General features: G+C 73.0%; 29 protein-coding genes. 17 read left to right on the top strand and 12 right to left on the bottom strand.

The features are described from left to right. A partial coding sequence (locus ACTJKO_RS12280; RefSeq protein ID WP_440689055.1) for an aldo/keto reductase occupies positions 1–357 on the bottom strand: 357 nt, incomplete at its 3' end. 193 nt (positions 358–550) lie between these two features. Between ACTJKO_RS12280 and ACTJKO_RS12275 the strand changes: the two genes are divergently transcribed. After that, positions 551–1,543, top strand: coding sequence for an NAD-dependent epimerase/dehydratase family protein (locus ACTJKO_RS12275; protein WP_440689053.1), 993 nt, complete (start codon positions 551–553; stop codon positions 1,541–1,543). A gap of 123 nt (positions 1,544–1,666) precedes the next feature. On the opposite strand, the gene rocD is transcribed toward ACTJKO_RS12275, so the two are convergent. Together rocD and ddaH are read right to left on the bottom strand one after the other, a co-directional pair. After that, positions 1,667–2,890 (bottom strand): ornithine--oxo-acid transaminase, encoded by a 1,224-nt coding sequence (gene rocD, locus ACTJKO_RS12270; protein ID WP_440689051.1) that lies wholly within the window; start codon positions 2,888–2,890, stop codon positions 1,667–1,669. Continuing rightward, complete coding sequence (ddaH, locus tag ACTJKO_RS12265) at positions 2,890–3,792, bottom strand: dimethylargininase (protein WP_440689049.1); 903 nt, start codon at positions 3,790–3,792, stop codon at positions 2,890–2,892. The genes rocD and ddaH overlap by 1 nt, the downstream gene beginning before the upstream one ends. Positions 3,793–4,029: 237 nt before the next feature. Here ddaH and ACTJKO_RS12260 point away from each other — a divergent pair, with 237 nt between their 5' ends. The 9 genes from ACTJKO_RS12260 to ACTJKO_RS12220 all read left to right on the top strand — a co-directional run bounded on the left by ACTJKO_RS12260 (position 4,030) and on the right by ACTJKO_RS12220 (position 10,027). After that, complete coding sequence (locus ACTJKO_RS12260; RefSeq protein ID WP_440689047.1) at positions 4,030–4,467, top strand: Lrp/AsnC family transcriptional regulator; 438 nt, start codon at positions 4,030–4,032, stop codon at positions 4,465–4,467. 10 nt (positions 4,468–4,477) lie between these two features. Continuing rightward, entirely contained in the window at positions 4,478–4,849 is a 372-nt protein-coding gene (locus ACTJKO_RS12255; RefSeq protein WP_440689045.1) for a hypothetical protein, read from the top strand. 27 nt (positions 4,850–4,876) lie between these two features. Then, positions 4,877–5,710 (top strand): nitroreductase family protein, encoded by an 834-nt coding sequence (locus ACTJKO_RS12250; protein ID WP_440689043.1) that lies wholly within the window; start codon positions 4,877–4,879, stop codon positions 5,708–5,710. Continuing rightward, positions 5,707–6,471, top strand: coding sequence for a YqjF family protein (locus ACTJKO_RS12245; protein WP_440689041.1), 765 nt, complete (start codon positions 5,707–5,709; stop codon positions 6,469–6,471). The genes ACTJKO_RS12250 and ACTJKO_RS12245 overlap by 4 nt, the downstream gene beginning before the upstream one ends. A 52-nt stretch (positions 6,472–6,523) precedes the next feature. Further along, positions 6,524–7,795 (top strand): phosphatidylserine decarboxylase family protein, encoded by a 1,272-nt coding sequence (locus ACTJKO_RS12240; RefSeq protein WP_440689039.1) that lies wholly within the window; start codon positions 6,524–6,526, stop codon positions 7,793–7,795. Between the two features lie 80 nt (positions 7,796–7,875). Further along, a complete protein-coding gene (locus ACTJKO_RS12235; protein ID WP_440689037.1) occupies positions 7,876–8,871 on the top strand; it encodes an SDR family oxidoreductase in 996 nt (331 codons plus the stop codon). Then, positions 8,868–9,230 carry a hypothetical protein gene (locus ACTJKO_RS12230; protein WP_440689036.1) on the top strand — a complete coding sequence of 121 codons (363 nt, stop codon included), beginning with the start codon at positions 8,868–8,870 and terminating at the stop codon, positions 9,228–9,230. Before ACTJKO_RS12235 ends, ACTJKO_RS12230 begins: the two co-directional genes overlap by 4 nt. A gap of 10 nt (positions 9,231–9,240) precedes the next feature. After that, positions 9,241–9,819 carry a dihydrofolate reductase family protein gene (locus ACTJKO_RS12225; RefSeq protein WP_440689034.1) on the top strand — a complete coding sequence of 193 codons (579 nt, stop codon included), beginning with the start codon at positions 9,241–9,243 and terminating at the stop codon, positions 9,817–9,819. A 10-nt stretch (positions 9,820–9,829) separates the two neighbouring features. After that, positions 9,830–10,027 carry a hypothetical protein gene (locus ACTJKO_RS12220; RefSeq protein ID WP_440689032.1) on the top strand — a complete coding sequence of 66 codons (198 nt, stop codon included), beginning with the start codon at positions 9,830–9,832 and terminating at the stop codon, positions 10,025–10,027. 33 nt (positions 10,028–10,060) lie between these two features. Here the strand turns inward: ACTJKO_RS12220 and ACTJKO_RS12215 are convergent, their stop codons facing one another. Then, entirely contained in the window at positions 10,061–10,789 is a 729-nt protein-coding gene (locus ACTJKO_RS12215; protein ID WP_440689030.1) for a tyrosine-protein phosphatase, read from the bottom strand. Next, positions 10,782–14,351 carry a proline dehydrogenase family protein gene (locus ACTJKO_RS12210; protein ID WP_440689028.1) on the bottom strand — a complete coding sequence of 1,190 codons (3,570 nt, stop codon included), beginning with the start codon at positions 14,349–14,351 and terminating at the stop codon, positions 10,782–10,784. The genes ACTJKO_RS12215 and ACTJKO_RS12210 overlap by 8 nt, the downstream gene beginning before the upstream one ends. 115 nt (positions 14,352–14,466) lie before the next feature. On the opposite strand from ACTJKO_RS12210, the gene ACTJKO_RS12205 reads away from it, so the two are divergent. Continuing rightward, positions 14,467–14,943 carry a MarR family winged helix-turn-helix transcriptional regulator gene (locus ACTJKO_RS12205; RefSeq protein ID WP_440689026.1) on the top strand — a complete coding sequence of 159 codons (477 nt, stop codon included), beginning with the start codon at positions 14,467–14,469 and terminating at the stop codon, positions 14,941–14,943. Between the two features lie 54 nt (positions 14,944–14,997). Here ACTJKO_RS12205 and ACTJKO_RS12200 read toward each other — a convergent pair whose 3' ends face one another. From ACTJKO_RS12200 to ACTJKO_RS12190, 3 genes are read right to left on the bottom strand one after another with little or no spacing between them, the layout of a single operon-like run. Continuing rightward, positions 14,998–15,705, bottom strand: a complete 708-nt coding sequence (locus ACTJKO_RS12200; protein WP_440689025.1) for an anti-sigma factor family protein — start codon at positions 15,703–15,705, stop codon at positions 14,998–15,000. Further along, positions 15,702–16,217: a sigma-70 family RNA polymerase sigma factor gene (locus ACTJKO_RS12195; RefSeq protein WP_440689023.1), complete on the bottom strand. Its 516-nt coding sequence runs from the start codon at positions 16,215–16,217 to the stop codon at positions 15,702–15,704. The genes ACTJKO_RS12200 and ACTJKO_RS12195 overlap by 4 nt, the downstream gene beginning before the upstream one ends. Next, complete coding sequence (locus tag ACTJKO_RS12190) at positions 16,214–16,897, bottom strand: YceI family protein (RefSeq protein WP_440689021.1); 684 nt, start codon at positions 16,895–16,897, stop codon at positions 16,214–16,216. The genes ACTJKO_RS12195 and ACTJKO_RS12190 overlap by 4 nt, the downstream gene beginning before the upstream one ends. 139 nt (positions 16,898–17,036) lie before the next feature. Between ACTJKO_RS12190 and ACTJKO_RS12185 the strand changes: the two genes are divergently transcribed. After that, on the top strand, positions 17,037–17,636 hold the full coding sequence (locus ACTJKO_RS12185) for a COG4315 family predicted lipoprotein (protein ID WP_440689019.1): 600 nt from the start codon (positions 17,037–17,039) through the stop codon (positions 17,634–17,636). Positions 17,637–17,672: 36 nt separating this feature from the next. Continuing rightward, positions 17,673–18,518, top strand: coding sequence for an NAD-dependent epimerase/dehydratase family protein (locus tag ACTJKO_RS12180; RefSeq protein WP_440689017.1), 846 nt, complete (start codon positions 17,673–17,675; stop codon positions 18,516–18,518). A gap of 107 nt (positions 18,519–18,625) precedes the next feature. Here the strand turns inward: ACTJKO_RS12180 and ACTJKO_RS12175 are convergent, their stop codons facing one another. Then, positions 18,626–19,588, bottom strand: coding sequence for a DNA-3-methyladenine glycosylase family protein (locus ACTJKO_RS12175; protein WP_440689067.1), 963 nt, complete (start codon positions 19,586–19,588; stop codon positions 18,626–18,628). Positions 19,589–19,667: 79 nt separating this feature from the next. Here ACTJKO_RS12175 and ACTJKO_RS12170 point away from each other — a divergent pair, with 79 nt between their 5' ends. From ACTJKO_RS12170 to ACTJKO_RS12155, 4 genes are all read left to right on the top strand, one after another. After that, a complete protein-coding gene (locus tag ACTJKO_RS12170) occupies positions 19,668–20,696 on the top strand; it encodes a 6-phosphofructokinase (RefSeq protein WP_440689015.1) in 1,029 nt (342 codons plus the stop codon). Between the two features lie 51 nt (positions 20,697–20,747). Continuing rightward, a complete protein-coding gene (locus ACTJKO_RS12165) occupies positions 20,748–21,725 on the top strand; it encodes an acrylyl-CoA reductase family protein (protein ID WP_440689013.1) in 978 nt (325 codons plus the stop codon). A gap of 98 nt (positions 21,726–21,823) precedes the next feature. Continuing rightward, the gene (locus ACTJKO_RS12160) at positions 21,824–22,531 is read left to right on the top strand and encodes a GntR family transcriptional regulator (RefSeq protein WP_440689011.1); all 708 of its coding nucleotides are present in this window, start codon (positions 21,824–21,826) and stop codon (positions 22,529–22,531) included. Positions 22,532–22,562: 31 nt separating this feature from the next. After that, positions 22,563–23,360, top strand: coding sequence for an ABC transporter ATP-binding protein (locus ACTJKO_RS12155; protein ID WP_440689009.1), 798 nt, complete (start codon positions 22,563–22,565; stop codon positions 23,358–23,360). 112 nt (positions 23,361–23,472) lie between these two features. On the opposite strand, the gene hemL is transcribed toward ACTJKO_RS12155, so the two are convergent. From hemL to ACTJKO_RS12140, 3 genes are read right to left on the bottom strand one after another with little or no spacing between them, the layout of a single operon-like run. Beyond that, entirely contained in the window at positions 23,473–24,804 is a 1,332-nt protein-coding gene (hemL, locus tag ACTJKO_RS12150) for a glutamate-1-semialdehyde 2,1-aminomutase (protein WP_440689007.1), read from the bottom strand. Beyond that, positions 24,801–25,856 carry a porphobilinogen synthase gene (gene hemB / locus ACTJKO_RS12145; RefSeq protein ID WP_440689005.1) on the bottom strand — a complete coding sequence of 352 codons (1,056 nt, stop codon included), beginning with the start codon at positions 25,854–25,856 and terminating at the stop codon, positions 24,801–24,803. The genes hemL and hemB overlap by 4 nt, the downstream gene beginning before the upstream one ends. After that, positions 25,853–26,434: a uroporphyrinogen-III synthase gene (locus ACTJKO_RS12140; protein WP_440689003.1), complete on the bottom strand. Its 582-nt coding sequence runs from the start codon at positions 26,432–26,434 to the stop codon at positions 25,853–25,855. The genes hemB and ACTJKO_RS12140 overlap by 4 nt, the downstream gene beginning before the upstream one ends. Between the last annotated feature and the right edge of the window lie 209 nt (positions 26,435–26,643).

Raw genomic sequence — 26,643 nt, 5'->3', positions numbered from 1 at the left:
GTACAGGTCGACGTAGTCGGTCTGCAGGCGTTCCAGCGAGCCGTCGATCGACTCGAGGATGTGCTTGCGGGACAGGCCGGTGTCGTTGTGGCCCTTCGGCCCGGTCGGACCGAACACCTTCGTCGCGATCTCGAGGGACTGGCGACGCTCGCCCTTCAGCGCCTCGCCGAGGACGGTCTCGGCACCGGTGTTGGCGTAGACGTCCGCGGTGTCGAACGTCGAGATGCCGACGTCGAGCGCCGCCCGGACGCAGGCGATCGCCGCGTCGTTCTCGACCTGGGAGGCGTGGGTGAGCCAGTTGCCGTAGGTGATCTCGGAGACCTTGAGGCCCGAGTTGCCGAGGTAGCGGTACTCCATGTGCGTGTCACTCCTGTCGTGGCCGCGTCGGTGCGGCTCGTTCCGTGACGGTAGTCCCGACCCGCTCACGCAGGACGCAAGCGGCAAGTCACCTCCCGACCCAGCGGACCGCTCCGTGCGCGGCCCAGGCCCTGAGGGGCAGGATCGACAGCGTGCGGCGCGCCGGTGCGCCGCCGGGAGCGAAGGAGCATCCATGTCGGGAGCGAGCGTGCTGTTCATCGGCGGCAGCGGCGTCATCAGCGCCGCCTGCGTGCGTGAGGCGGTGGAGCAGGGGTTCGACGTCACCGTGCTGAACCGGGGCACCACCGGGGGCAGGCCGATCCCGGACAGTGTGACGCGCCTCCAGGCCGACGTCTCCGACCGCAGCGCACTGGCGGACGTGCTCGGCGACCGTCGCTTCGACGTGGTCGTGAACTGGATCGCCTTCACCGCCGACCAGGTGCAGCAGGACGTCGACTTCTTCGCGGGGCGGACGCGGCAGTACGTGTTCATCTCGTCGGCCTCGGCGTACCAGACGCCCGCGACGCACCTGCCGATCACGGAGTCGACGCCGTTGAAGAACCCGTACTGGCAGTACTCGCGCGACAAGATCGCGTGCGAGGAACTGCTCGTGCGGGCGTACCGGGAGCAGGACTTCCCGGTGACGATCGTCCGGCCGTCGCACACCTACGACGAGACGAAGCTGCCGCTCACCGGCGGGTGGACGGCCGTGGCACGGATGCGTGCCGGCAAGCCGATCATCATCACGGGGGACGGGTCGAGCCTGTGGACGATCACGCACAGCCGGGACTTCGCGGTCGGCTTCACGGGGCTGCTCGACCGAGCGGAGGCGATCGGCGAGGCATTCACGATCACGAGCGACGAGGCGCCGACGTGGAACCAGATCGCCGCGGAGATCGCCGCTGCGGCAGGGGTGGACGACCTCGAGATCGTGCACGTGCCGGCGGACGCGATCAACGCGGTCGACCCGGAGTGGGGCGCTGCGCTGCTGGGTGACAAGGCGAACAGCTCGGTGTTCGACAACAGCAAGGTCCGGTCGCTCGTGCCGTGGTACCGGCCGCGGACGCCGTACCGGCAGGGCGTGCGCGAGGTGATCGCCTGGTACGAGGCGCACCCGGAGGAGCAGGTCGTCGACGAGCGGCTCGACGCGCTCATGGACCAGCTCGCGGAGCGCTGGCGGGTCTGACCAGCGAGCAGACGGGCGCGCCCCGCTCAGCGGCGACGCGAAGCGTTGCGCGGGGCGCGCCGACCGAGCCTGCGAGGGAGCGGCGCCGATCGACGCTGCGCCTCCCGTCCGTCTCGTGGTCCGTCAGCTCCGCGCGCTGAGCACGTCGGCGAGGGCGCCGATCGCGAGGCGGAGTTCGTCGTCGGTGACGACGAGCGGCGGTGCGAAGCGGATCGTCGACCCGTGCGTGTCCTTCACGAGCACGCCGCGGTCGGCCAGGTCCGCGGCGACCTGCTTGCCGGTGCCGAGGGACGGGTCGATGTCGATGCCCGCCCAGAGGCCGGCGACCCGGTGCGCCACGACGCCGTTCCCGACGAGGTCGTCGAGCAGGCTGCGGAGCAGCGGTTCCCCTGCGCGGGCGCGCTCCTGGAACGTGCCCTCGCCGAGCATCGCGACGACCTCGGACCCGACGGCGGCGGCCAACGGGTTGCCGCCGAAGGTGGAGCCGTGCTCGCCGGGTCGGAGGACGCCCAGGACCTCGCGGCTGCCCACTACGGCGGAGACCGGGACGATCCCGCCGCCGAGGGCCTTGCCGAGCGTGATGAGGTCCGGGCGGACGCCGACGCGCTCGACGGCGAGGGTGTGCCCCGTCCGCCCGAGGCCCGACTGGATCTCGTCGGCGACGAACAGCGCGCCGAACTCGTCGCACACCGCGCGCACCGCCGGCAGGTAGTCGGCGGGCGGGATGACGACACCGCCCTCGCCCTGGATCGGCTCGAGCAGGACGGCGACGACGGTCTCGTCCATCGCGGCGCGCAGGGCGTCGGCGTCGCCGTACGGCACCGTCCGGAACCCGGGCGTGTACGGGCCGAAGTCGTCGTGCGCCGCCGGGTCGTCGGAGAACGAGACGATGGTCGTCGTGCGTCCGTGGAAGTTCCCGGACGCCACGATGATCGTCGCCTGCCCCGCGGGGACGCCCTTCACCCGGTAGCCCCACGCGCGGGCGACCTTGATCGCGGACTCGACGGCCTCGGCGCCGGTGTTCATCGGCAGCACGAGGTCGGTCTGTGTCAACGCCGCGAGTCCGGCCGCGAACGGCCCGAGCCGGTCGTTCACGAACGCCCGGCTCGTCAGGGTGACCCGGTCGAGCTGCGCGCGTGCGGCGTCGAGCAGGCGCGGGTTGCCGTGGCCGAAGTTCACCGCGGAGTACGCGGCGAGCCCGTCCAGGTAGCGCTTGCCGTCGACGTCGGTGACCCACGCGCCGTCACCGGAGGCGATGACGACCGGCAGCGGGCTGTAGTTGTGGGCGAGCGAGCGCTCCTCGACGGCGAGCGCAGCGGCGGTGTTCGTGCCGAGCGCCGTCGTCATCACGAGACCCCGAGCGACCGTGCGACGGACGTGCCGGTCCCGACCGGGTGCAGGTCGAGGGTGCAGCACTTCACGCCACCACCGCCGAGCAGGAGCTCGGACAGGTCGACGCCGATCGGGTTGTAGCCCTTCTCGCGCAGCTGCTCGGCGAACGTCGTCGCGCGGGAGGCGATCACGACGTTGTACCCGTCGGAGTACGAGTTGAGGCCGAGGATCGCGGCGTCCTCCTCGGTGGCGATGATCGCGTCCGGGAAACGCTCGCGCAGGATCGCCAGGGAGGGCTCGTCGAACGCGCTCTCGAGGTAGGCGATGTTCGACCGGCCGGAGGCGTCGGGCTCGGGGTCGAGCACGGCGATCGCGGTGTCGAGGTGGTAGAAGTTCGGGTTGATCAGCTTGAGCGTGACGACCTCGCGGCCGAAGATGCGGGCGAGTTCCTCGTGCGAGGAGCTGTCGGACCGGAAGCCGGTGCCGGCGAAGATCGTGTCGCCGACGAGCAGGAAGTCACCCTCGCCCTCGTTGGTCTCCTCGGGCTCGGCGACGGTCAGGCCGGCGGAGCGGAACCACTCCATGTACGCCGGGCCCTCGGGCTGACGCTCGGGGTACTGGAACTTCGCGCCGTACGCGATGCCGTCGAGCACGAAGCCGCCGTTGGCCGCGTAGACCATGTCCGGCAGGCCCTCGATCGGGTCGATGTACTCGATGTCGAAGCCGAGCTGCTCGTACACGTCGACGAGGGACTGCCACTGCTGCACGGCCTTCGAGGTGTCGGTCGGGTCCTCGGGGTGCATCCACGGGTTGATCCGGTAGCTCACCGTGTAGTGCGTCGGCTTGCACATGAGGATCGAGCGCTTGGTGGCCGTCCGGGCCGGCGCGGTGAGCGGTTCGGGTGCGGTGTTCGACATCAGTCCTCCTGGAGGGACCGGGGCCCGAGCCTGCCAGGAACCACCACGGGAGAAGAGCTCCGGTGAGATGCAGGCTCACTCACCGCAGCGGACCAGGTCGACGCCACGACGATCCTCGCACAGACCGTCCAGGAGGTGCAGTCCCCCGCCGTGACGCTGCTGGCACCCGTTCGGGTCACGCACGTTTCGTGCGCTGGACCGGCCGGACGTGCAACGACTCCGCGTAGCATGGGTGCAATGGATTCGCTCGACCACCGCATCCTGGACGAACTCCGGGAGAACGCCCGCGCCGGGTACGGCGACATCGGGTCGGTCGTCGGGCTCTCGGCCTCCGCCGTGAAGCGTCGGGTGGACCGGCTCGTGGGCGACGGGGTCATCCAGGGCTTCACCATCAAGGTCGACCCCGCCGTCGAGGACCGCGGGACCGAGGCCTGGGTGGAGCTCTACTGCCGCGGCACCGTCTCACCGGACGAACTCCGCTCCCTGCTCGACACGGTGCCCGAGGTCATCGACGCCGGCACGGTCACCGGCAGCGCCGACGCCGTGGTGCACATGCGCTCGAAGGACCTGTCGGCACTCGAGGAAGCGCTCGACAAGGTCCGACTCGCACCGCAGGTCGACCACACGCGCAGCGCGATCGTGCTGTCGAAGCTCGTGAGCCGCGAGACCGCGTAGCGTCGCGGGCATGCGACGGACGACGAGGGCCGGGAGGCGCGGCTCGGCTCCCACGGGATCGCGTGCCGCCCGGCGGCTGGTCGCCTCGGCCGCGCTGGCGTACCTGGCGAACTGCCTGTGGGGTACGGCCGTGGCGGTGCGGGTCATCCGGACGAGGAAGCTCCGGGTCGTGCACCACGGGCTGTTCGTCGTGACGGCGACGCTCACCGGTGTCGCCGCCACCACCCCGGTCTGGACGCGCGACCGGTCCACACTCTTCCTGCTGCCCGCCCTCGTGCCGCTCGCCGTCGCTCCACGCACGAACCCGCGCTCGGGAGCACACTGGAGAGTCGCGGTCGCCGCTGCGCCGTCCTACCTGGGGGCGTTGCTCGCCAGACGGTGACCGGGACCACGAGACACGAGGGAACCAGTGGAGCTCTTCGAGGCGATCCGACGCCGGCGCACGACCAACGGGGCGTTCCTGCCCGACCCGGTGTCCGAGGAGCACCAGCGGTTGCTCATGGAGCTCGCCGGTCGTGCTCCGTCGCAGCTCAACAGCCAGCCGTGGCGGTTCGTCCTGGTCGAGGAGCGCGAGACGATCGACCGCGTCGCCGAGATCAGCGGCTCCTCGATGACCAGGACCATGGCCGAGGGCACGTTCTTCGAGCGCTACAAGCCGTACTTCCGGTTCTCGCAGGCCGAGATGGACGAGCGGCGGGACGGCATGCTGTTCGACAAGCTCCCCGGGCCCCTCAAGCCGTTCACGAAGCAGGTGTTCACCAAGCGCGGGCAACTGCTCATGAACACGCTGCGGGTGCCGCACACCCTCGGTGAGGAGAACCGGAAGCTCGTGGCGGGGTCGCCACTGCTGCTCGGGGTGATGCTGGACCGGCACGAGTACCGGAAGGAGGAGCTGTCCGGCTTCTACTCGGTGTTCAGCATGGGCGCGGCGATGGAGAACATCTGGCTCGCCACCACGGAGCTCGGTCTCGGCATCCAGTTCGTCTCGTTCCCGATGGAGACCCCCGGCGCGTGGGAGGAGATCGAGGGGCTGCTGCGGGTGCCGGAGTCGCTCGAGCTGATGGCCGTGTACCGCATCGGCTACCTGCCACCGGAGCGTCGACGCCCGGCGATCGACTGGACGTCCAGCGAGCGGAAGCGGCCGTCGCAGTACGTGTTCCGCGGGACGTGCGACACGCCGCAGCAGGGGTGGGACGACGCGCCCGTGGCTGGACACATCGCGCCGGAGGAGACCACCTCGTGACCGCAGCTCTGCCGGACCCGGCCGAGCCGCGCCTCCCGTCCGCCGTCGCGCCCGCGCTCACCGGACGGCCGTGGATCGAGCAGGCCTGGCGGGACGTCGTCTTCGTGCACTGGCGGGTCGACGTCTCCGCGGTGGCGCCACTGCTGCCGGCGGGCACCCGTCCGGACACCCTCGGTGCGGACGGCGTCGACGACGGGGCGACCACGTGGGTGGGGCTCATCTGCTTCCGCTTCGAGGACACCCGCTTCCCACCGGTGTCGGTGGGGAGCATCGGCGACTTCGTCGAGGTCAACGTCCGCGTGTACACGGTCGACGACCGCGGGCAGCGCGGGGTCGTCTTCCTCTCGCTCGACGCGGGCAAGCTCGCGCCGACCGTCGGCGCGCGGGTGGCGACCGGCCTGCCGTACCGGTGGGCCATCGCCGAGCAGCGCCGCCCCGCGCCCGGTCGGGTGGCGTACGCGATGCGGCGGCACGGGACGCACCTGCGCTCGCTCGTCGACGTGCGGATCGGCGACGTGGTCGAGCCGACCGACCTCGAGACGTTCCTGACGGCTCGGTGGGGCATGCACGTGCACCGGTTCGGGCGGACGCGGTTCTGGCCGAACGAGCACGAGTCGTGGCCGCTGCACCGGGCGTCGGTCGTGTCGCTCCGTGACGACCTCGTCGGGGCGGCCGGGCTGCCCTTCGCGCTCTCCGAGCTCGAGCCGGACTCGGTCCTGTACTCCCCCGGAGTGACGACCCGGTTCGGTCTCGGACGCTGACCGGGCCGTCCGCTGAGACCGCCGCACGGTCGTTCCGGTACGTTCCGGAGTCGTGACCGGAGCATCGCAGGACGTCCGTCGTCGGGCCGGGTGGTTGCCCGCCGAACAGGCCCATCTCGAATCCTGGCTGCGTGGGCAGCGTGAACGCCTCGCCGAGCGCGAGCCCGACCAGGAGCTGCACCCGGCGGTCGCCGCGTTCCGGGACCTCGTCGAGGGCGACCCCGTGCTCCGGATGCAGGCGAACGAGATGATCGCCCAGGTGCCGACGAGCAGGCAGTACGCCGAACGGCACCTCGAGAGCCTGGACGAGCTGCTGGCCCTCGTCGACGAGGTGATCCGCAGCGCGCCGGAGTACGGCGACGAGCAGATGGTGATGACCCCGCTCGACGGCGTGCTCGACTGGACGAAGGCGACGCCCGCCGGGTTCGCGTTCTACCGGGACCCCCGGGTCAACGCCGCGCTGCGGGAGATCCTCGACTCGTGGTGCACGTTCCTCTCCTCACCCATGTCGGCGGACGTCATCGTGGACACGCCCTCCGGCTGGCGGAGCGACGCCGCCCGTCGCGCGGTCGGCATGGACCAGTTCCAGCACGACCCCGACGACCCGCACTGGGGCTTCTCGTCGTGGAACGACTTCTTCACGCGACGGTTCCGCGACGGCGAGCGCCCCGTGGCCGATCCCGACGACGACGCCGTGATCGTGAGCCCGTGCGAGGCGACGCCGTACCGGATCGCGAGCGACGTGCACCGCCGCGACGAGTTCTGGGCGAAGGCGGAGCCGTACTCCCTCGACGAGCTGCTCGCCGGTGACGAGTCGGTGGACGCGTTCGTGGGCGGCACGGTGTTCCAGGCGTTCCTGAGCGCACTCGACTACCACCGCTGGCACAGCCCCGTGTCGGGCCGGATCGTCCGCGCGTGGGTCGAACCGGGCACCTACTACTCGGAAGCGGACTCGCAGGGTTCCGATGCCGCCGAGCCCACGCTGTCGCAGGGGTACCTCGCGCACGTCGCGACGCGGGCGGTCATCGTCATCGACGCGGACGACCCAGCGGTCGGTCTCGTCGCCGTCGTGTTCATCGGGATGTCGGACGTGTCCTCGTGCGTGATCGGCGACGGGATCGAGCCCGGGGCGCGGATCGGCAAGGGCGACGAGCTCGGGTACTTCCAGTTCGGCGGCTCGACCGTCTGCGTGCTGTTCGGGCCGGGGGTCGTCGAGTCGTTCTCGCTCGAGGCGATCCCCCAGGCGCCCCACGAGGAGCCGGTGCTGCTGCACGTGCGGTCGCACCTGGCGACGGCGCGGCGGCGGGAGGAGCAGCCCGGCTGACCCGTCCGGTGGCGCGTCTCCGGTCGGGGCGGGGGACAACGGCTGAGTCGGCCGGGCGGCCCCGTGCGTACAACGGATGCATGACGCGAGTGGCAGTGGTGACCGGAGGATCGGCGGGACTGGGACGGGCGACGGTCCGGGAACTGGCGGCGCGCGGGTGGGACGTTGCCGTCCTCGCCCGTGGGCAGGACGGGGTCGACGCCGCGGTGGCCGAGGTGGAGGCAGCGGGACGCCGTGGTCTCGCCCTCGTCGCGGACGTCTCCGACCGTGCGGCCGTCGAAGCAGCGGCCGACCGTGTCGAGCAGGAGCTCGGGCCGATCGACCTGTGGGTGAACGGGGTCATGGTCGGGGTGTTCGGCCGGTTCCTCGACACCGCGCCGGAGGACTTCGAGCGAGCCCTGCAGGTCACGTACCTCGGGTTCGTGAACGGCACCCGGGCCGCCCTCACCCGGATGGTGCCGCGCGACCGGGGACAGGTGATCCAGGTCGGTTCGGCGCTCGGGTTCCGCGGCATCCCGCTGCAGGCCGCCTACTGCGGGGCGAAGCACGCGATCGTGGGGTTCACCGAGTCGGTCGTGTCCGAGCTGATCGAGCAGGGCAGCAACGTCCGGGTGTCCCGGGTGGACATGCCGGCGCTCAACACGATCCAGTTCCAGTGGGTGAAGTCGAAGCTGCCGCACCACCCGCAGCCCGTCGCCCCGATCTACCAGCCCGAGGTCGGTGCCCGGGCGATCGCCACCGTGGCGGAACGGCCCCGCCGTCGCACCTGGGTCGGCGAGTCCACGGTGTACACGATCCTCGGCAACCGGATCAGCGGGCGGTTCGCGGACTGGTACGCCGCGAAGACGCTCGTGTCCGGGCAGCAGAACCCGCAGAAGGACGGCCTGGAGATGCAGGACAACCTGTACGACCCCGTGCCGGGTGACCACGGTGCCCACGGGGTGTTCGACGACGCCGCCCACGCGTGGTCCCCGCAGACATGGTGGGTGGAGCACCGCCGGCTCGGCAACGGGCTGCTCGGCGCCGTGCTCGGCGCGGCCGGAGCGGTGGCCCTGGCGGCGGGACGACGGCGGTGACGCGCACGGCCCGCCGACCGGCCGCCCGGGGCTCTGCAGCCGTGGCGCTCCGGGCCGTGGTCGGCATCGTGCACGGGGTCCGGGCGGTCCGGGGCAGCGCGGAGCCCGTCCTCGACACGGTCCTCGCGGCGCGGCAGCTCGCGCAGGCGGTGCTCGTCGGACGCTCGGGCACCGCTGACGCCCACACGCTGAGCGGGCTGGTCGACGTGCTGCACGGGGCGTCCATGGTCCCGGTCGCGGTCGCCGACCGACGCCGTCGGGGGTTCGCCGCCGGTCAGGTCGTGACCGCCCTGGTGCTCACCATCGCCGAGTGGACCGCCGTCGGGACCGGGCCCGGCGCTGTCGGAGGCCGTCGCTAGCGTCGCCGGCATGAGCACGATCTACTCCGTCGCCTCCTCGCTGGACGGGTTCGTCGCCGCGCCCGACGACGACCTCGACTGGCTGCTGCAGTTCGGGTTCGAGCCGTTCCGGGAACACCACGACCGCTTCTTCGCGGGCGTCGGGGCGATCGTGATGGGCGCGACCACGTACGAGTGGTTGCTCGCCCACGACGACACCTGGGCGTACCCGGGCCTGCCGACGTGGGTGTTCACCTCCCGCGAGCTGCCGGTGCCGGACGGTGCCGACGTGCACTTCGTCACCGGCGCCGTGGAGGACCACCAGGCCGTCGTCGAGCGGGCCGCCGGCGAGCGTGACGTGTGGGTCCTCGGCGGCGGGCTGCTCGCGGCGCAGTACCAGCAGGCCGGGCTGCTCGACGAGCTGCGCGTCACGGTGATGCCGATCGCACTCGGGGCCGGGGCGCCGCTGCTCCCGGTGGCCGCGCCCACCCCGGTGCTCGAACTGCTCGACACGACGTCGTTCTCGGGCGGTGCGACCGAGCTGCGGTACCGGGCCACCGACCTCCACGATGCGCACGCCGCGGTCCGACGTCCATCCACCGCGGCGTAGCGTCGCGGGCATGAGCGACGACGAGCAGACCGAACCCGTCATGGACGGCGCCACCGAGGCCACGAACCACGAGAAGCTGCACGGCCTCATCGAGCAGGTCGACAACGACCACCGTGACGAGGGCGCCGGGGCGATGGCCGACCACCTGCGCGACCGGATGGACGAGACCGGCGTCGAGGACGAGGAAGCCGGCGACGTCGAGGACTGACCCCGGCACCGGCCCGGAGGCGCTGGTCGCCGCTCAGGCGACGTGCGCGCGGAAGGTGCGCAGCGCCTCCAGGTCGGATGCCGTGAGACCCGAGCGCTCGACGAAGCGGTCGGCGTCGAAGCCGGCGAGGGCCGCACGGAACGCGCCCTCGACCGTGGTGCCGTGCTCCGCGCAGAGCGCCTCGATCCTCTCCTCGTTCGGCGGGACACCGATCGAGGCCAGGAGCGCCGGGGCGTTCTCGACGGTGACGAGGTAGTCCGCGACGATCGCCTCCCGGTCGACGCCCGCGATCGTCAACAGGGCGAGCGCGACGATCCCGGTGCGGTCCCGCCCGCCGGCGCAGTGGAAGAGCACCCCGCCGGGCTGGGCACGGGCGACGGCTCGCAGCGCCTCCCCCGTGCGCTCGGGCAGCTCGGCGAGGTGCGGGCCGTAGTACAGCGGCGTCCCGACGAGCCCGGTCTCCCCGTAGGCCTCCCAGAACGACGGTGCCGCGTCCGACCCGTCGTGGTCGACGACGACGGTGGTGAGCCAGTCGGGACGCGTCCCCGTGTCCTTCGCGGTCTCGGACGGTGCACGCAGGTCGACGACGGTGCGGACGCCGGCGGCGTGCAGCGTGTCCCACCCCGCCGCGCTCAGGCGGTCGACCCCCTCCGAGCGGAACACCCGGCCGTGCGGGGTGGTCGATCCGTCCGTGCGCGGGAGTCCCCCGAGGTCCCGGCCGTTGAACAGTCCCTCGGCCCGGAGGGCGCGGGCATCAGACACGGAGGTCCGAGAAGTCCGGGTCGAGGTCACCGAAGCGGTGCGCCGTGATCGAGACCGACTGCTCTCGCAGGAACGGCAGCATCTCGATGATCCCGGCCTCCACCACGGGCCCGTCGTGGACGGCCACGTCGACGCTCGCGCCGAGGGCTTCCTCGAGCGCGAGCGGGTCTCCGCCCACCAGTCGGATGCGGGCGCCGGGGCCGCCGAACGCCGTGTGCGCCGGCCGGTCCTGCCCCTGGGACAGCACGGTCTCGAGGGCGTCCTGGGGCTCGTCGTCGCCGGTGGACCACTCCTGCCGGAAGACGTCGCCGGACGCGGCACGACGGAGGAACTCGTCGTCCGACTCGACGAGGTGGTCGACGACGTGCAGGGGCGACCGGCTGGACGCGAGCAGCTGGGTGAGCGGGCCGGGCAGGGGCCGGGCGGTGCTCAGCAGGAGGTGGGCACGAGCGGCGGTCGCGGCGACCAACACCCGGACGAGGTCACCGGTGGTGGCCCCCTCGGCCTGCCGCACGATCACGGACTGGGGCCGCCACCGCAGCACGTTGCGCTGCACGACGAGTCCGGAGGGATCGTGCGAGACGCCGAACTCGGTGGTGCGCGCCCGGACGTCGCTCAGCGCGCCTGCCCGGACCTGGTCGAACTCCTCGAACGACAGGCCGCTGCGTGCGGCCTCGATCACGGCGGTGACGCGCGGCGGCAGCCCCTGCAGCTGGATGCTCTTGTGCACGGTTCGGGGCAGGGGCTCCCAGCGTCCGAGCGTGGCCACGTACAGCGGGCCGCCGGCCTTCGTGCCCGTGCCGACGGCCGAGCGCTTCCACCCGCCGAACGGCTGCCGACGGACGACCGCGCCCGTGATGCCGCGGTTGACGTACAGGTTGCCGGCCTGCACCCCGGCGAGCCAGTCCGCGACCTCGTCGACGTCGAGCGAGTGGATGCCCGCCGTGAGCCCGTAGTCCGTCCCGTTCTGGATCGCGAGCGCCTGGTCGAGCGTCTCCGCCCGCATGATGCCGAGCACCGGGCCGAAGTACTCGGTCTGGTGGAAGGCGCTGCCCGGCCGGACACCGTCGCGGATCCCCGGCGACCACAGCCGTCCGGAGTCGTCGAGCGGTGCGGGCTGCACGAGCCAGGACTCGCCCGGTCCGAGTTCGGTCAGTCCGGCCTTCAGCTTGCCGGTCGGCTCGGCGATGACCGGACCCATCTGTGCGGTGGGGTCGTCCGGCCAGGCGACGCGCAACGTGCGGGTCGCGTCGACGAGCTGACGCCGGAACCGTTCGCTCTCGCCCACGGACCCGACGAGGATCACGAGGGACGCCGCGGAGCACTTCTGACCCGCGTGCCCGAACGCCGACTGCACGATGTCCTGCACCGCGAGGTCGAGGTCGGCCGAGGGCGTGACCACGATCGCGTTCTTCCCGCTCGTCTCCGCCGTCAGCGGCAGCCCGGCGCGCCACCAGCGGAACGCCCGGGCGGTGTCCGCCGACCCGGTGAGGATGATGCGGTCGACCGTCGGGTGCCCGATGAGGTCGCGCCCGAGCTCGTCCTCGTCGAGGTCGACCAGTTGGAGCAGGGAGTGCGGGACCCCGGCGTCCCAGAACACGTCGGCGAGCAGGGCACCGCAGCGCTTGGCCTCCGGAGCGGGCTTGAGCACGACGCCGCTCCCGGCCGCGAGCGCCGCCAGGACGCCCCCGGCGGGGATCGACACGGGGAAGTTCCACGGCGGCACGACGACGGTGAGGCGCGGCGGCACGTACCGGGCGCCGTCGCCGTCCATCGTGCCGAGCCGCCGGGCGCTCTCGGCGTAGTGGTGGGCGAAGTCGATCGCCTCGCTGACCTCGGTGTCCGCCTCACTGAGGGTCTTGCCGGTCTCGGCGGCCATCACCTCGATGAGGTCCGCCCGGCGGGTCTCGAGTTCGTGAGCGATCAGGTCGAGCAGCTCGGCGCGGTCGGAGGGGTCCTGCCGCCCCCAGTTCACGCCGGCCTGCGCGGTCCGGGCGATGATGCGCTCGAGCTTGGAGCGGTCGGCGACCTTCGCGCCTCGGATCGTCTGCGCACCCAGCTGCGACCGGGGCACCCGGCGCAGGACGTCGAGCGCCCACGAGCGGTTGGCCGCGATCGCCGGGTCGGTGTCCGGGACGTTCTCGAAGCCCTCGCGGTGGACGGGCTCGCCGAGCGGGAGCCGTCGGTCCTGCGTCCGGTTGATCGACGGCACGGGGTCGGGAGCGTCGAGCGCCTCGACCGAGGCGAGCCAACGTCCGCGTTCACGCTCGAAGACGCTCTCGTCGTGGTCGATGTCCGCCGCGCTCGCGATGAAGTTCTCGGGGCTGGCGCTCTCCTGCAGCCGGCGTGCGAGGTAGGCGATGGCGGAGTCGAACTGGTCGGGCTGCACGACCGGCGTGTAGAGGAGGACCTGTCCGACGTCGGCGCGGACGGCGTCGGCGTGCGTGGACGCCATGCCGAGGAGCATCTCGACGTCGACCCCGTCGGTCACCCCGCGGCGCTGCGCGAGCGTCCACGCGGTGGCGAGGTCGAACAGGTTGTGGCCGGCGACACCGATCCGGACCGCGTCGATGCGCTCCGGGGTGAGTGCGGTGTCGAGCAGCCGCAGGTAGGCGGTGTCGGTCTCCCGCTTGGACCCCCACGTCGCGAGGGGCCAGCCGTGCAGGATCGCGTCGACCCGCTCCATCGCGAGGTTGGCGCCCTTGACGAGCCGGACCTTGATCGGGGCACCGCCGCGCTGACGGCGTTCCTGCGCCCACGCGGTCAGGGCGTCGAGGGCGCCGGCCGCGTCGGGCAGGTACGCCTGCAGCACGATGCCGGCTTCGAGACCGAGGAACTCGTCACGGTCGAGCAGTGTCCGGAACACCGCGAGCGTGACGTCGAGGTCGCGGTACTCCTCCATGTCGAGGTTGATGAACTTCGGGGTCGACGCCGACGCAGCGAGTCGGTAGAGCGGCACGAGCCGGTCGACCACCCGTTCGACGGTCTGGTCGAAGGCCCACATCGACATCTGCGGGACGACGGCGCTCACCTTGATCGACACGTAGTCGACGTCGTCCCGTGCGAGGAGGTCCATCGTGCCCTGCAGCCGTCGGTCGCTCTCCGCGCTACCGAGCACCGCCTCGCCCAGCAGGTTGACGTTCAACCGGGTGCCCGGGCCGCCGACCTTCGCGAGCGCCGGACCGAGCTTCGACGGGGTCGCGTCGATGACGAGGTGGCCGGTCATCCGGCGCAGGATCCGGCGGGCGGTCGGGACCACCGCCCACGGCGCCATGGTCGCGAAGCCGCCGCCGAGCGACACGGCACCGCGGAGGTACCACGCGAGGAACTCGGGGACGTCCTGGCTGACCTTCTCGAGGTTGCGCGCGGCGACCCGCGGGTCCTCGGGGCGGATCACCTTGTCCACGAAGCCGCGCGTGAAGTCGAGCCCGTGTTCGTCCCGCAGGACGTCGGCCAGCCGCGCCGCGCCGGGGTCGGGCTTCGTCCCCGCGGACGCCGCCGACCACCGCCGCACGAGGGCGACGGCGTCGTCGGTGCAGTCCTGCAGTCGGGCGCTCGGCATGCTCCGATCGTATGCCGGACCGCCGACCGCACCTCGGAGCGAACCGTGTGCGTCCCCTGAGTCGGCCGGACGGTTGACCACCGTCGGGTGCGCCGGAGGTGGATACGCTGGCGCAATGTCGAACGAGGGGGCCGAGGGCCACGACTGGGCCACGTGGGACGCCTACCACGACGTCTGGAGGCGGCTCGACCGCGCGCTCGACCACGCCGTGCAGCAGGGCGCCGGGATCTCGATCCCGGAGTTCGAGATCCTCATCGGACTGCACCGCGACCCGGACCACCGGTTGCGGGTGCGGGACATCGCGTCGGGCATCGGGTGGGAGAAGTCCCGCGTGAGCCACCAGGTGACCCGCATGGTCGCGCGCGGCCTGGTCGAGCGGGCCGACTGCCCGACGGACGGGCGCGGCAGCTGGGTGGTGATGACCGCGGACGGCCGCCGTGCGGTGCTCGCCGGCATCCGAGCGCACACGGGCGCGCTCGAGGACCTGTTCTGGAGGCCCGTGGGGACGGACGCCGAGACCCTCCGGTCCGTCAGTGCGCGACTCGACGCCGCGATCGGCCCGGACCCGGACGCCGGCTCCGACGACGGCTGAGGGCCCGGCTCCGACGACGGCTGAGCGCCCGGACCGCGCGGACGCGCCGACGCGTCAGAGCGCGACCGACGCCAGCGATCGCGACTGTCCGTGCAGGCGGACCTCGACCGACGCGATCGACGCGAGCGGCACGTCCGTCGCCGCGGCCAGCCCGGCAGCGCGGCGGCCCGAGGCGTTCCACGACGCGACCGTCGTGTGCGTCCCGTCCTTCCGCACGACGACGAGGTCGTACATCACGGTGCTGCCCGTCCCCCAGTCCCGACCGCCGTACTCGCACCCCCAGTCGAACCGCGTGCCCCACGCCTTCCCCGTGACGTCGAGGTCCACGGTCAGTCCGCTGCCCGACGACATCGCGTACCGCTCCCCGGCCTGCGGGACGGCGGTGCCCCCGGGGGTCACGGGAGACGGAGCGGGAGCACCGGCACCGACCGCGACCCCGCCGAGCACGGCCACGACGACGGCCAGACCCGCGGTGGCCGCGACGAGCACCCGCCGGCGCCGGCGACGCGTCCGGACGCGGTGCGCGACCTCGGCGAGCGGACGTCCCGGGGCCGCGTCGCGCCTCCCGTCCGGCTCCGCGATCGCGACCGCGTCCTCGGCGGGGAGGCGTCCGAGGAGTCCGGGCATGCCCGCGAGTTCCGCGACGGCGGCGCGGCAGGCCGCGCACGTCTCCAGGTGCCGCTCGTACTCGAGCCGCTCGTCCGTCGGCAGGGACCCGAGCACGTACGCGGCGTCCCAGTCCCGGTAGCGGTCGTCGGTCATCGGGTCACCCCTCGTTCCTGCAGTGCGAGCCGGAGCGCGCGCAGACCGTAGTGCAGTCGCGACTTCGCGGTGCCCTCCGGGATCCCGTGGCGTCGGGCGATCTCCGGCACGGTGTGGCCGAGCCAGTACGCGTCGACCACCACGCGTCGGTGCTCGGGCGAGAGGGCCGCGAGGGCGTCGGCGACGACGATGCCGTCGAGCACCGCGTCCGTACGGTCCGGTTCGACCTCGTCGACGGGCTCGTCCGACCCGACCTCACGACGCCGCCGGGCGGAGCGGGCGTCGTCGACCACGAGGTTCCGGGCGACCGTGAACAGCCACGCCCGTGCCGCGTCCGGTTCCCGTTCCAGCACGGCCGGTCGCTGCCACGCCCGCACGAGCGTCTCCTGCACGACGTCCTCGGTGAGCGCCCGGTCCGCGGTGAGGTGCAGCACGTACCGACGGAGCGCGTCACCGTGCTCGCCGTGGAGTGCCGTGAGGAGTTCGTCGGCCGGCCGGGCGTCCACGGTCACCGTGCCAGCTCGAGGGAGAACTCGACCGCGCCGTGCCCGTCCACGGTCACGAACCCGAGGTCGGGTGCCCGGACGCCGTAGTCCGAGAACGTGATCGGGACGGAGCCGGCGGCCTGGACGTCTCCGTCGCGGTCGACGCCGAGCTGCGCCTTCGCCGTCACGGTGCGCGTGACGCCGTGCAGGGTGAGGTCCCCGTGGAGCGCGACGTCACGGTCGGTCCCGGCGAGCGCCGCCCGGACGTCGACGGGTTCCGTCACCCGGAACGTCGCCGTCGGGAAGCGGTCGGTCTGCAGCGCGGTCCCGCGGAAGTACTCGTCGCGCGCGGCCTCGGGCGTGCTGATCGAGGCGACCCGCACCGTGACCGTGGCCGCGGTGAGGGATCCGCCCGCGACGGTGGCCCGTGCGTCGACGTCCTCCGTGCGTCCGGTCACGGTCACATCCTGGCCCCGGAGGACCTCGTGCACCCGGTACCCCGCGAAACTCGTCCGCGTGGACGTCCACGTGCCGTCGGCCTCGGCGGCCGACAGCGTCGCACCTCCGGTCGGCGCGAGCGAGGGCGCGGCGTCGGCAGCGCCGTTCACCAGGCCCGCGTAGACCACCGGGCCGCCGATGACGCCGGCGGCGCCGACGACGACCACCCCGGCGGCGATGCCGAGCAGGACCTTCGTTCGTCTCTCCACACCCGGTCAACGAGGCACGTGCGCGGATCGTTCGATCCGGAGCGGGATCGAACGATCCGGCGTGGCGTCCCGTGTCACCGGTGAGCGGAACCGTTCCAGCCGGGAGGCCCGGCCCGGGTCCGCAGGACAGGGGTCACCCATGCGCACCATCCGTTCAACCCGTCCCGCACTGCTGGTCGTGGGCGTCGCGTTCGCGGCGACGGTGCTCGCCGGGTGCGCCACACAGTCGACGGCGTCCTCCGGGGCGTCCTCGTCGCCGTCGGCAGCATCGTCGACGTCCTCGTCCGCGACGTCGTCCTCGTCCGCATCGGCCGGGTCGTCCGCGTCGTCCGGCGGGCTGTACGGAACGGACGACCACGGCGGGGCCACGAGCGGCGGCCACGGCTCGGACGACGGCATCGCGACCGCGTCGACCTCGCTGGGCACGGTCGTCGTCGACGGGAAGGGCATGACGGCGTACTTCTACGACGAGGACGTCAAGGGCTCCGGGAGGAGCACCTGCACGGGTGGGTGCGCCGCTGCCTGGCCGGCGATCGAGTCCGACGCGCCGAAGCCCACGGTGTCCGGCGTGACGGGCACGGTCGGCACGATCACCGGTGTCGACGGGAAGCTCCAGGTCACCGTCGACGGCCGGCCGGTCTACACCTACGCCGGAGACTCGAAGGCCGGTGACGTCACCGGGCAGGGCGTGGGCGGTGTCTGGTACGCGGTGGACCCGGACGGGTCCGAGCACCGCTGAGCCGCCGCGCCCCGGCCGCTGGCCCATGATGGAGCGGTGGACATCGTCATCGCCGGCTGCGGCGACCTCGGGATCGAGACCGGCCTGCGCTTCGCCGCACGGGGGCACCGTGTGACGGGCCTCCGGCGGCGGGCCGAGCTCGTGCCCGCGCCGATCGTCGGCCGTGCGGTCGACCTGCGGCAGGAGGTGCCCCGCATCGAGCCGGGGACGGACGTGGTCGTGGTGGCCGTGGCCGCCGGCAGCCGGGAGGTCGACGAGTACCGGGCGACCTACGTCGACGGGCTCCGGAACGTCCTCGACGGCATCGCGGCGTCGGGGTCCGATCCGCGGCTCGTGGTGGTGTCCTCGACGGCGGTGTACGACGTCGACGACGGCAGCGCGGTGACCGAGGACACCCCGGCGGTCGCGAGCACCCCGACCTCGGAGGTCCTGCTCGACGCCGAGGCGCTGCTCCGCTCGCGGGCACCGGGCGCCGTGCTCGCGCGGCTCTCGGGCGTCTACGGCCCCGGGCGGGAGCGGCTGGTCGACCAGGTGCGGAACGGCACGGCACGGCGGTCGTCGGGCACCTCGCCGCACACGAACCGGATCCACCGTGACGATGCCGCCGCGGCGCTCGTGCACCTCGCGACGCTGGACGACCCGGCGCCGACCTACCTCGTCACCGACGACGAACCGGTGCGCCTCGACGACGTGTACACGTTCCTCGCGGCCGAGCTCGGCGCCCCGGAGCCGCCGCGTGCCGAGGCCTCCGGACGTCAGGCGGGCGGGGACAAGCGGCTCTCGAACGCCCTGCTGCGCTCGACGGGCTGGGCGCCCCGGTACCCGTCCTTCCGCGAGGGCTACCGCGCCGTGCTCGCCGGCGAGGGCACCCGCCACCCGTAGCCGGGGCGGACGCCGGCGACTTCGAACCTCGTTCCCGACGTCGAACCGCGGCGCTGACCCGGTTCGACGTCGGGAACGAAGTTCGAACCGAACCCAACCGCACCCGGTCAGTGGTGGCGGTGGTCCTGGATCGTCATGCGCGGGCCGAACGTCGGCTTCCGGAAGCCCGAGCCGCCGATCAACCGCACGACGCGTTCCCGGTGCCCGCGCCACGGCTCGAGCAGCTCGAGCATCCCGTCGTCGTCCACGGGGCCGCCGGTCAGCGCCCACCCGACGAGGGCCGGCACGTGGTAGTCCCCCACGCTCGGCGAATCCGGGTCGCCGTGGGCGCGCTGCGCGGTCTCGGCAGCCGTCCACCTCCCGACGCCCGGGATCGACTGCAGCCGCGCGGCGACGACCGCCCCGCCGCGGCCGAGGGCCAGGGTCCGCTCGAGCGCGGGTGCGACCCGGACCGCCCGCATCACCGTCGCCGAGCGCCCGGGTTCGATGCCGGCGCGGTGCCACTCCCAGCTCGGGACGCGAGCCCACTCGTCGGCGGTCGGCTGCACCCACATGTCCGCCGGAGCGGGGCCCGGTGCGGGCGTCCCGAACCGCCGGAGCAGGTACCGCCACGCACGCCAGGCCTGCCGCGAGGTGACCTTCTGCTCCATGATCGCCGGCACGAGCGCGGCGATGACGGCGTTCGTGCGGAGCAGTCGGAGTCCGGGCTGCCGGTGCCGGGCGTCCGCCAGGAACGGGTGCCCCGACACGTCCAGCGCCGACCAGTCGTCCCCACGACCGAGCAACTCCGGCGCGTGCACCACCGCCCACTCCGCGCCGTCGCCCCACGCGGACACCGCGATCGCGTCGCAGCCCGCACGCCGGACGAGCACCGAGGCCGGTCCGGTCGGCGTCCGCAGGGTGAGCCACGTGTCGGCGCCGACCACCCGGAAGGCGGGGTCGCCGGAGCCGCGCTGCAGGGGCCGGAGCGTCGCGCGGACGTCCACCGCGCCTCCAGGCCGGTACACGGTGTCCACACGACCGGCCGCAGCCGTCGCGTCGGCGGCACCGGACGCGACGGGAGCTGGCAGAGACACACGGGGATGGTAATGCCCCACCACCGTCAGACATGATGGGAGGCGTCCCCGCACACCCGACGTTGGAGTCCCCATGCGCATCGGCATCCTCACCTCCGGAGGCGACTGCCCCGGCCTGAACGCGGTCATCCGCGGCATCGTGCTGAAGGGGATCGCGATCTACGGCCACGAGTTCGTCGGCTTCCGGGACGGCTGGCGGGGCGTCGTCGACGGCGACATCGTCCCGCTCGGGCGGAAGGACATCCAGGGCATCGCGAAGCAGGGCGGCACGATCCTCGGGACGAGCCGGACGAACCCGTTCGAGGGTCCGAACGGCGGCGTGGAGAACATCTCGAAGACCCTCGAGCGGCACGGCATCGACGCCATCGTCGCGATCGGCGGTGAGGGCACCCTCGCGGCCGCGAAGCGCCTCACCGACGCCGGACTGAAGATCGTCGGCGTCCCGAAGACCGTCGACAACGACCTCGGCGCGACGGACTACACGTTCGGCTTCGACACCGCGGTCGCGATCGCCACCGAGGCCATGGACCGGCTGCGCACCACGGGCGAGTCGCACTCGCGCTGCATGGTCGCCGAGGTGATGGGCCGGCACGTCGGGTGGATCGCCCTGCACTCCGGCATGGCGGCCGGCGCGCACGCGATCCTCATCCCGGAGCAGAAGACGAGCATGGAGCAGATCGCCGCATGGGTCCGTGCGGCGTACGACCGTGGTCGTGCCCCGCTCGTCGTCGTCGCCGAGGGGTTCGTGCCGGACCACGAGGACAACGCGCACACCGAGCGCGGCCTCGATGCGTTCGGCCGTCCCCGTCTCGGCGGCATCGGTGAGCGCCTCGCTCCCGTGATCGAGGAGATGACGGGCATCGAGACCCGCGCGACGACGCTCGGGCACATCCAGCGCGGCGGAACGCCCACCGCGTACGACCGGGTGCTCTCGACGCGCCTCGGGCTGGCGGCGATCGACTCCGTGGTCGAGGAGCGGTGGGGCCGGATGGTGGCGCTCAAGGGCACGGACATCGTGCACGTGTCGTTCGAGGACGCCCTCGGTGAGCTGAAGACCGTCCCGCAGGACCGGTACGACGAAGCCGCCATCATGTTCGGCTGACGTGGTCCCGCGGCTGCACCCCGGACGGGAGGCGCGGGTAGCGTCCGACGCGTGACCCGCGCAGTCCTCGTCTCCAGCTCCACCGCCCCCGCCGTCACCGAGGTCGACGTCCCCGACCCCGCCGAGGGCGAGGCCCTCGTCGACGTCACCTACTCGAGCGTCAACTACAAGGACGGTCTGGCCCTCGCACGGAACCCCGGAGTGGCCCGGCTCGACCCGCTCGTGCCCGGGATCGACGCCGTCGGCACGGTCGCGGCCCTCGGTCCGGGCGTGCACGACGTCGCGATCGGTGACCGGGTCGTCCTGAACGGCGCCGGTCTGGGCGAGACCCGGCACGGCGGGTGGGCGGCGCACGCGGTGGTGCCGTCCGGGTCGCTCGTGGTGCTCCCGGACGCCGTCGACGACGCCTTCGCAGCGGCCATCGGCACGGCGGGCTTCACGGCGATGCTCAGCGTGCTCGCGCTCGAGCGGTTCGTCGAGCCGGGTGCCGGTCCGGTCCTGGTGACGGGCGCCTCGGGCGGGGTCGGCACGGTGGCGATCGCCCTGCTGGCCGCTCGCGGGTACCGGGTGACGGCGTCGACGGGTCGGACCGCCAACGAGGAGTCGCTCCGGAGGCTCGGCGCGACCGACGTCGTCGACCGCGGGGCCCTGTCCGACCCCGGCAAGCCGCTGCAGCGCGCGACGTGGGCGGGCGCCGTGGACAGCGTCGGTGGTACGACGCTCGCGAACGTGCTCGCCGCGACGACGTGGGGCGGGGCGGTGACGGCGTGCGGGCTGGCGCAGGACGCCGCGCTGCCCACGACCGTGATGCCGTTCATCCTGCGCGCGGTGTCGCTGCTCGGCATCAACTCGGTCGACGCGCCCGTCGCCCTGCGCCGGCAGGCGTGGGACCGTCTCGCGACCGATCTCGACCCGGCGGTGCTCGCCGGGGTGACGCACACGGTCGGGCTCGAGGAGGCGATCGCGGTCGGCGCCGACGTGGTCGCAGGGCGGGTCCACGGGCGGACGGTGGTGGCCGTCGACCGCTGACGCGCGCGGCGTCCAGCGACCGCAGTATTTCACAAGCGTTTGCATATTGACACGTTAGGATTTGAGTACAGAACACCTGAGCCTGTGAGGAGCCCGGCATGCCGGTACCCAAGTCGACCGTCGAGAACTCGCCGCGCAAGCTCCTGCGCGACGTCGTGCTCGAGAAGATGCTCGCCGCGATCCAGGACGGCACGTTGCAGGCCGGTGAGCGCCTCAACGACGACGAGCTCGTGCAGTGGCTCGGAGTGAGCCGCACCCCGATCCGCGAGGCGATCGCCAAGCTGGTCGACTACGGACTGGTCGAGATGGAGGCGAACCGGTACACGCGCGTCGCCACCCCGACCCTGAAGCAGTTCGACGACACCCTGCAGGTCCTCGGCGGGTTCACCGAGCTCGCGGCGCGCTGGGCGGTGCCGAAGCTCGACGACGGGACGGCGAAGGACCTGCTCGGCACGCTCGAGGCACTCCGGACGGCAGCGGACGCCGAGGACCGGGCCGCCATGTCGCAGCACCTCGGCACCGTGGTGACGGCGCTCATCGCGGCGGCGGACAACGACCTGCTCACCCAGCTCTCGGTCTCGCTGCTCCCGCGGACGAACTTCCTCGCGCTGACGCACCCGAGCGGCCTGTTCTGGGACGTGAAGCACTTCATCGACCCGCTCCGGGCGGCGATCAAGAAGCGCGACGGCGAGGCCGCCGGTGCGTCGATCCGTTCCCTGACGGCCACCGTCGAGGAACACACCGAGAACATCCGCGAGGTCGCGCCGACCGAGAGCACGCTGGCCCAGACCGGGCGCGGGCGCTGAGCGGAACGCTGGTCTGCGGCACGATGGTGTCGTGAGCAGCAGCAACGACGACGTCCTCGTCCGGGCGACCGGCGTCCGGGTGACCCGCTCCGGCCGGGACCTCCTGCACGACATCGACCTGACCGTCCGGCGCGGGGAGCACTGGGCGCTCCTCGGGCCGAACGGCGCGGGCAAGTCCACGCTGCTCGCCGTCCTCGGGGCCACCGGGCACCCGACCGCGGGCACGGTGGAGGTGCTCGGCCGTCGGCTCGGACGGGTCGACGTCCGGGAGCTCCGCGAGCACATCGGGCACGTCGACCCGCGCCACCGGATGCTCTCCCCGCTGACGGTGCTCGAGACCGTGCTGACCGGTCTGACCGGGACGACCGACCTCATGATGCGGTGGGAGCCGGCCCCGGAGCAGGTGGCGACCGCGGAGCAGCACATCGCCGACGTCGGCCTCACCGCACGTCGGGACGCCCGCTGGCCCGTCCTGTCGCAGGGCGAGCGCGGACGGACCCTCATCGCCCGCGCGCTCATGTCCGAGCCGCGCCTGCTCCTGCTCGACGAGCCCGCGACGGGACTCGACGTCGCCGCCCGGGAGCACCTGCTCGAGACGGTCGACGCCCTCCGCCACCGGCACCCCGAGCTCGGCAGCGTGATGGTCACCCACCACCTGGAGGACCTGCCGGCCTCGACCTCGCACGCGATGCTCCTCCGCGACGGGGCCGCCGTCGCGCAGGGCACCTCCGACGAGGTCATCACGTCGGCAGCGGTGTCGCACGCCTTCGACTTCCCGCTCGCGATCCTGCGGGCCGAGGGCCGATGGGCGGCGCGCCGGGCGTCCTAGACGCCCGGTGCCCCCCCCGGATCGCGCTCCCGCGGGTCGAACCACGCACACGACGTCGAACCAGGCGCGGACGCTGGTTCGATGTCGGAAACGCGGTTCGACGCGAGGGCGGCTACTCCGTCGCCGCCGCCGCTGCCTTCGCCGCGACCGGCAACGCGTCGAGCACCCGGCCGACGGCACGATCGTCGTGCGCGGCGGTGAGGAACCACGCCTCGAACACGCTCGGCGGCAGGGTCACCCCCGCATCGAGCATGGCGTGGAAGAACGGTGCGTAGCGGAACGCCTCCTGCGCCCGGACGTCGTCGTAGTCCCGCGGGGCGGTCTCGGTGAAGGCGAACGAGAACAGGTTGCCCGCATGCTGCACGGTGTGCGCGACACCCTCGGCCGAGAGCGCCGCGCTCGTCGCGTCGGCGATCACGGCCGCGGTCCGGTCGAGGTGCGCGTACACGTCCGCGGTGGCGGCACGGAGCGTCGCGATGCCCGCAGCCACGGCGAGCGGGTTCCCGGAGAGGGTGCCGGCCTGGTAGACGGGCCCGAGCGGGGCGAGGTAGTCCATGACCTCGCGTCGGCCGCCGAGCGCGGCGAGCGGCATGCCGCCGCCGATGACCTTGCCGAAGGTGACGAGGTCGGGCTTCCACCCGGCACCGTCCGGCACGACGTTCGCGGCCTCGAGCCCCCACCAGCCGGCGGGACCGACGCGGAAGCCGGTGAGCACCTCGTCGACGATGAGCAACGCGCCGTGCGACTGGACGATCTGCGCGAGCGCACGGTTGAAGCCCCGCTCGGGCGCGAGGACGCCCATGTTCGCGGCGGCCGCCTCGACGATGACGCCCGCGATGCGCTCGGAGTGCTCGTCGAACGCCCGGCGGACCGCGTCGAGGTCGTTGTAGGGCAGGACGAGGGTCTGCGCGGCGGTCTCGGCGGTGATGCCGGCGCTGCCGGGGAGCGCCAGGGTCGCGACGCCCGAACCCGCCTCGGCCAGCAGGGAGTCCGAGTGCCCGTGGTAGTGCCCGGCGAACTTCACGAGGAGGTCCCGGCCGGTGTACCCCCGCGCCAGGCGGATCGCGGTCATCGTCGCCTCGGTGCCCGTGGACACCATGCGCAGCTTCTCGACCGGACCGTCGCCGTCCACCGAGACCCGCTGCTTCACGAGTTCGGCGAGCTCGGTCTCCCCCGGCGTCGACGCGCCGAAGCTCAGTCCGCGCGCCGCGGCCTGCTGCACGGCCTCGACCGTCGCAGGGTGGGCGTGCCCGAGGATCGCCGGGCCCCACGACGCCACGAGGTCGACGTACTCGCGTCCCTCGGCGTCGGTGACGTACGCACCCTTCGCGGACGTCAGGAAGCGCGGGGTCCCGCCGACGGAACCGTACGCGCGGACGGGCGAGTTGACGCCGCCCGGGATGCTGTTCTTGGCGCGGCCGAAGAGCTGGTCGTTGGTGGTCATTCGGGGGCCTTCCCGGTCGAGGCGATGCCGGCGACGTCCGCGGTGCTGCCGGAGGTGCGGAGACCCGCCTCCTCGTTCAGCTTCCGCGCGATGTCGACGGCGAAGTAGGTGAGGATCGCGTCCGCTCCGGCGCGCTTGATGCCGACCAGCGCCTCCATGGCGGCGGCGTCCCGGTCGATCCAGCCGTTCTGCGCGGCGGCGGTGATCATCGCGTACTCGCCGGAGATCTGGTAGGCCCAGACCGGCACGGGCGAGGTCGCGGCGGTCTCCGCGAGCACGTCGAGGTAGCTCATCGCCGGCTTCACCATGACGATGTCGGCGCCCTCGGCGATGTCCTGCTCGACCTCGCGCAGCCCCTGCCGACCGTTCGCGGCGTCGATCTGGTACGTCCGGCGGTCGCCGACCAGCGAAGAGTCGACCGCTTCGCGGAACGGCCCGTAGAACGCCGACGCGTACTTCGCGGCGTAGGCGAGCAGCGCGGTGCCCGGGTGTCCGGCAGCGTCGAGCGCGTCCCGCGCCGCGGCGATCTGACCGTCCATCATGCCGCTCATGCAGACGAGTTCGGCGCCGGCCTCGGCCTGCACGACCGCCATGTCGCGGTACCGCTCGAGCGTGGCGTCGTTGTCGACCGAGCCGTCCGAGGCGAGCACGCCGCAGTGGCCGTGGTCGGTGAACTCGTCGAGGCAGAGGTCGGACTGGACGACCAGCGCGTCACCGACCTCCTCTCGGGCGATGCGGATCGCGACGTTGAGGATGCCGTCCGGGTCGGTCGCGCCGGACCCCTGTGCGTCCTTCGTCGTCGGCACGCCGAACAGGTTCACGCCCCCGACCCCGACCGACGCCGCCTCGTGCAGCGCGCGCCGGAACGAGTCGAGCGAGTGCTGCTGCACGCCCGGCATGCTCTGGATGTCGATCGCCTCGGTGGCGCCTTCGCGGATGAACATCGGCAGCACGAGTTCGGCGGGGTGCAGTCGCGTCTCGGCGACGAGTCGCCGCATCGCTGGGGTGGCGCGGAGTCGACGGGGGCGGATCTGGGGGAAGCGGCCGGTCACGGTGTGCCTTCCTGTTCGGGGACGTGTGGAGGGAGTGTCTCGACGACGGCGTCGAGCAGGGCTTCGGCGGACCGCGAGGCACTGACGACGTGCACCGGCAGTCCGGCGGCGCGGGCGTCCGCAGCGGTCCCCGGTCCGATGCACGCGACCAGCGTGCGCGGGTCCAGCGGCGCCATCCGGCGGACGACCTCGCGGGCGACGCTGCCGCTGGTGACGAGCACCACGTCGGGCCGACGGTCGAGGGAGAGCGGCCCGGAGCCGGTCCCCACGGTACGGTACGCGACCACGTCGTCCACGTCGATCGCACGGGCACGGAGGGCGTCGACGAAGGTCGGCGCGGCGAGGTCCGACCGGGGGAACAGCACGGTGCCGCGGGTGGACGGGAGGGCGTCGGCCAGGGCCGCCGCGGAGGACTCCGCGGGGACGAGGTCGACGGTCCAGCCTGCGGCCCGCGCGGCTCGTGCGGTCGATTCGCCGACCGCGGCGACCCCGACGTCGGACGGGAGGCGCGGCACCCGTTCCGCGACGACGCGCACCGCCGTCGCGCTGGTCACCGCGATCCACGCGTAGCTGCCCACGGTGGTCCGGTCGCCTCCGTCGGCAGCCGGGGCGCGCCTTGCGGCTCGCACCGGTTCCCGAGCGTCCCCGCCCGCTTCTGCCTGTGCGACGAGACGACGCACCGCTCGATCGAGGGGCGCCGGGTCGGCCGGCGGCTCGTCCGCGATGAGCGGCACGACCACGGGGACGAGCCCACGCTGCCGGGCGGCCGCAGCGACCCGGTCGCCCC

The organism is Curtobacterium sp. 22159, from assembly GCF_052045775.1.
Lineage (GTDB): Bacteria > Actinomycetota > Actinomycetes > Actinomycetales > Microbacteriaceae > Curtobacterium.
The sequence above is the reverse complement of the archived record's forward strand: the minus strand, read 5'-3'. Positions and strand labels throughout refer to the sequence as shown.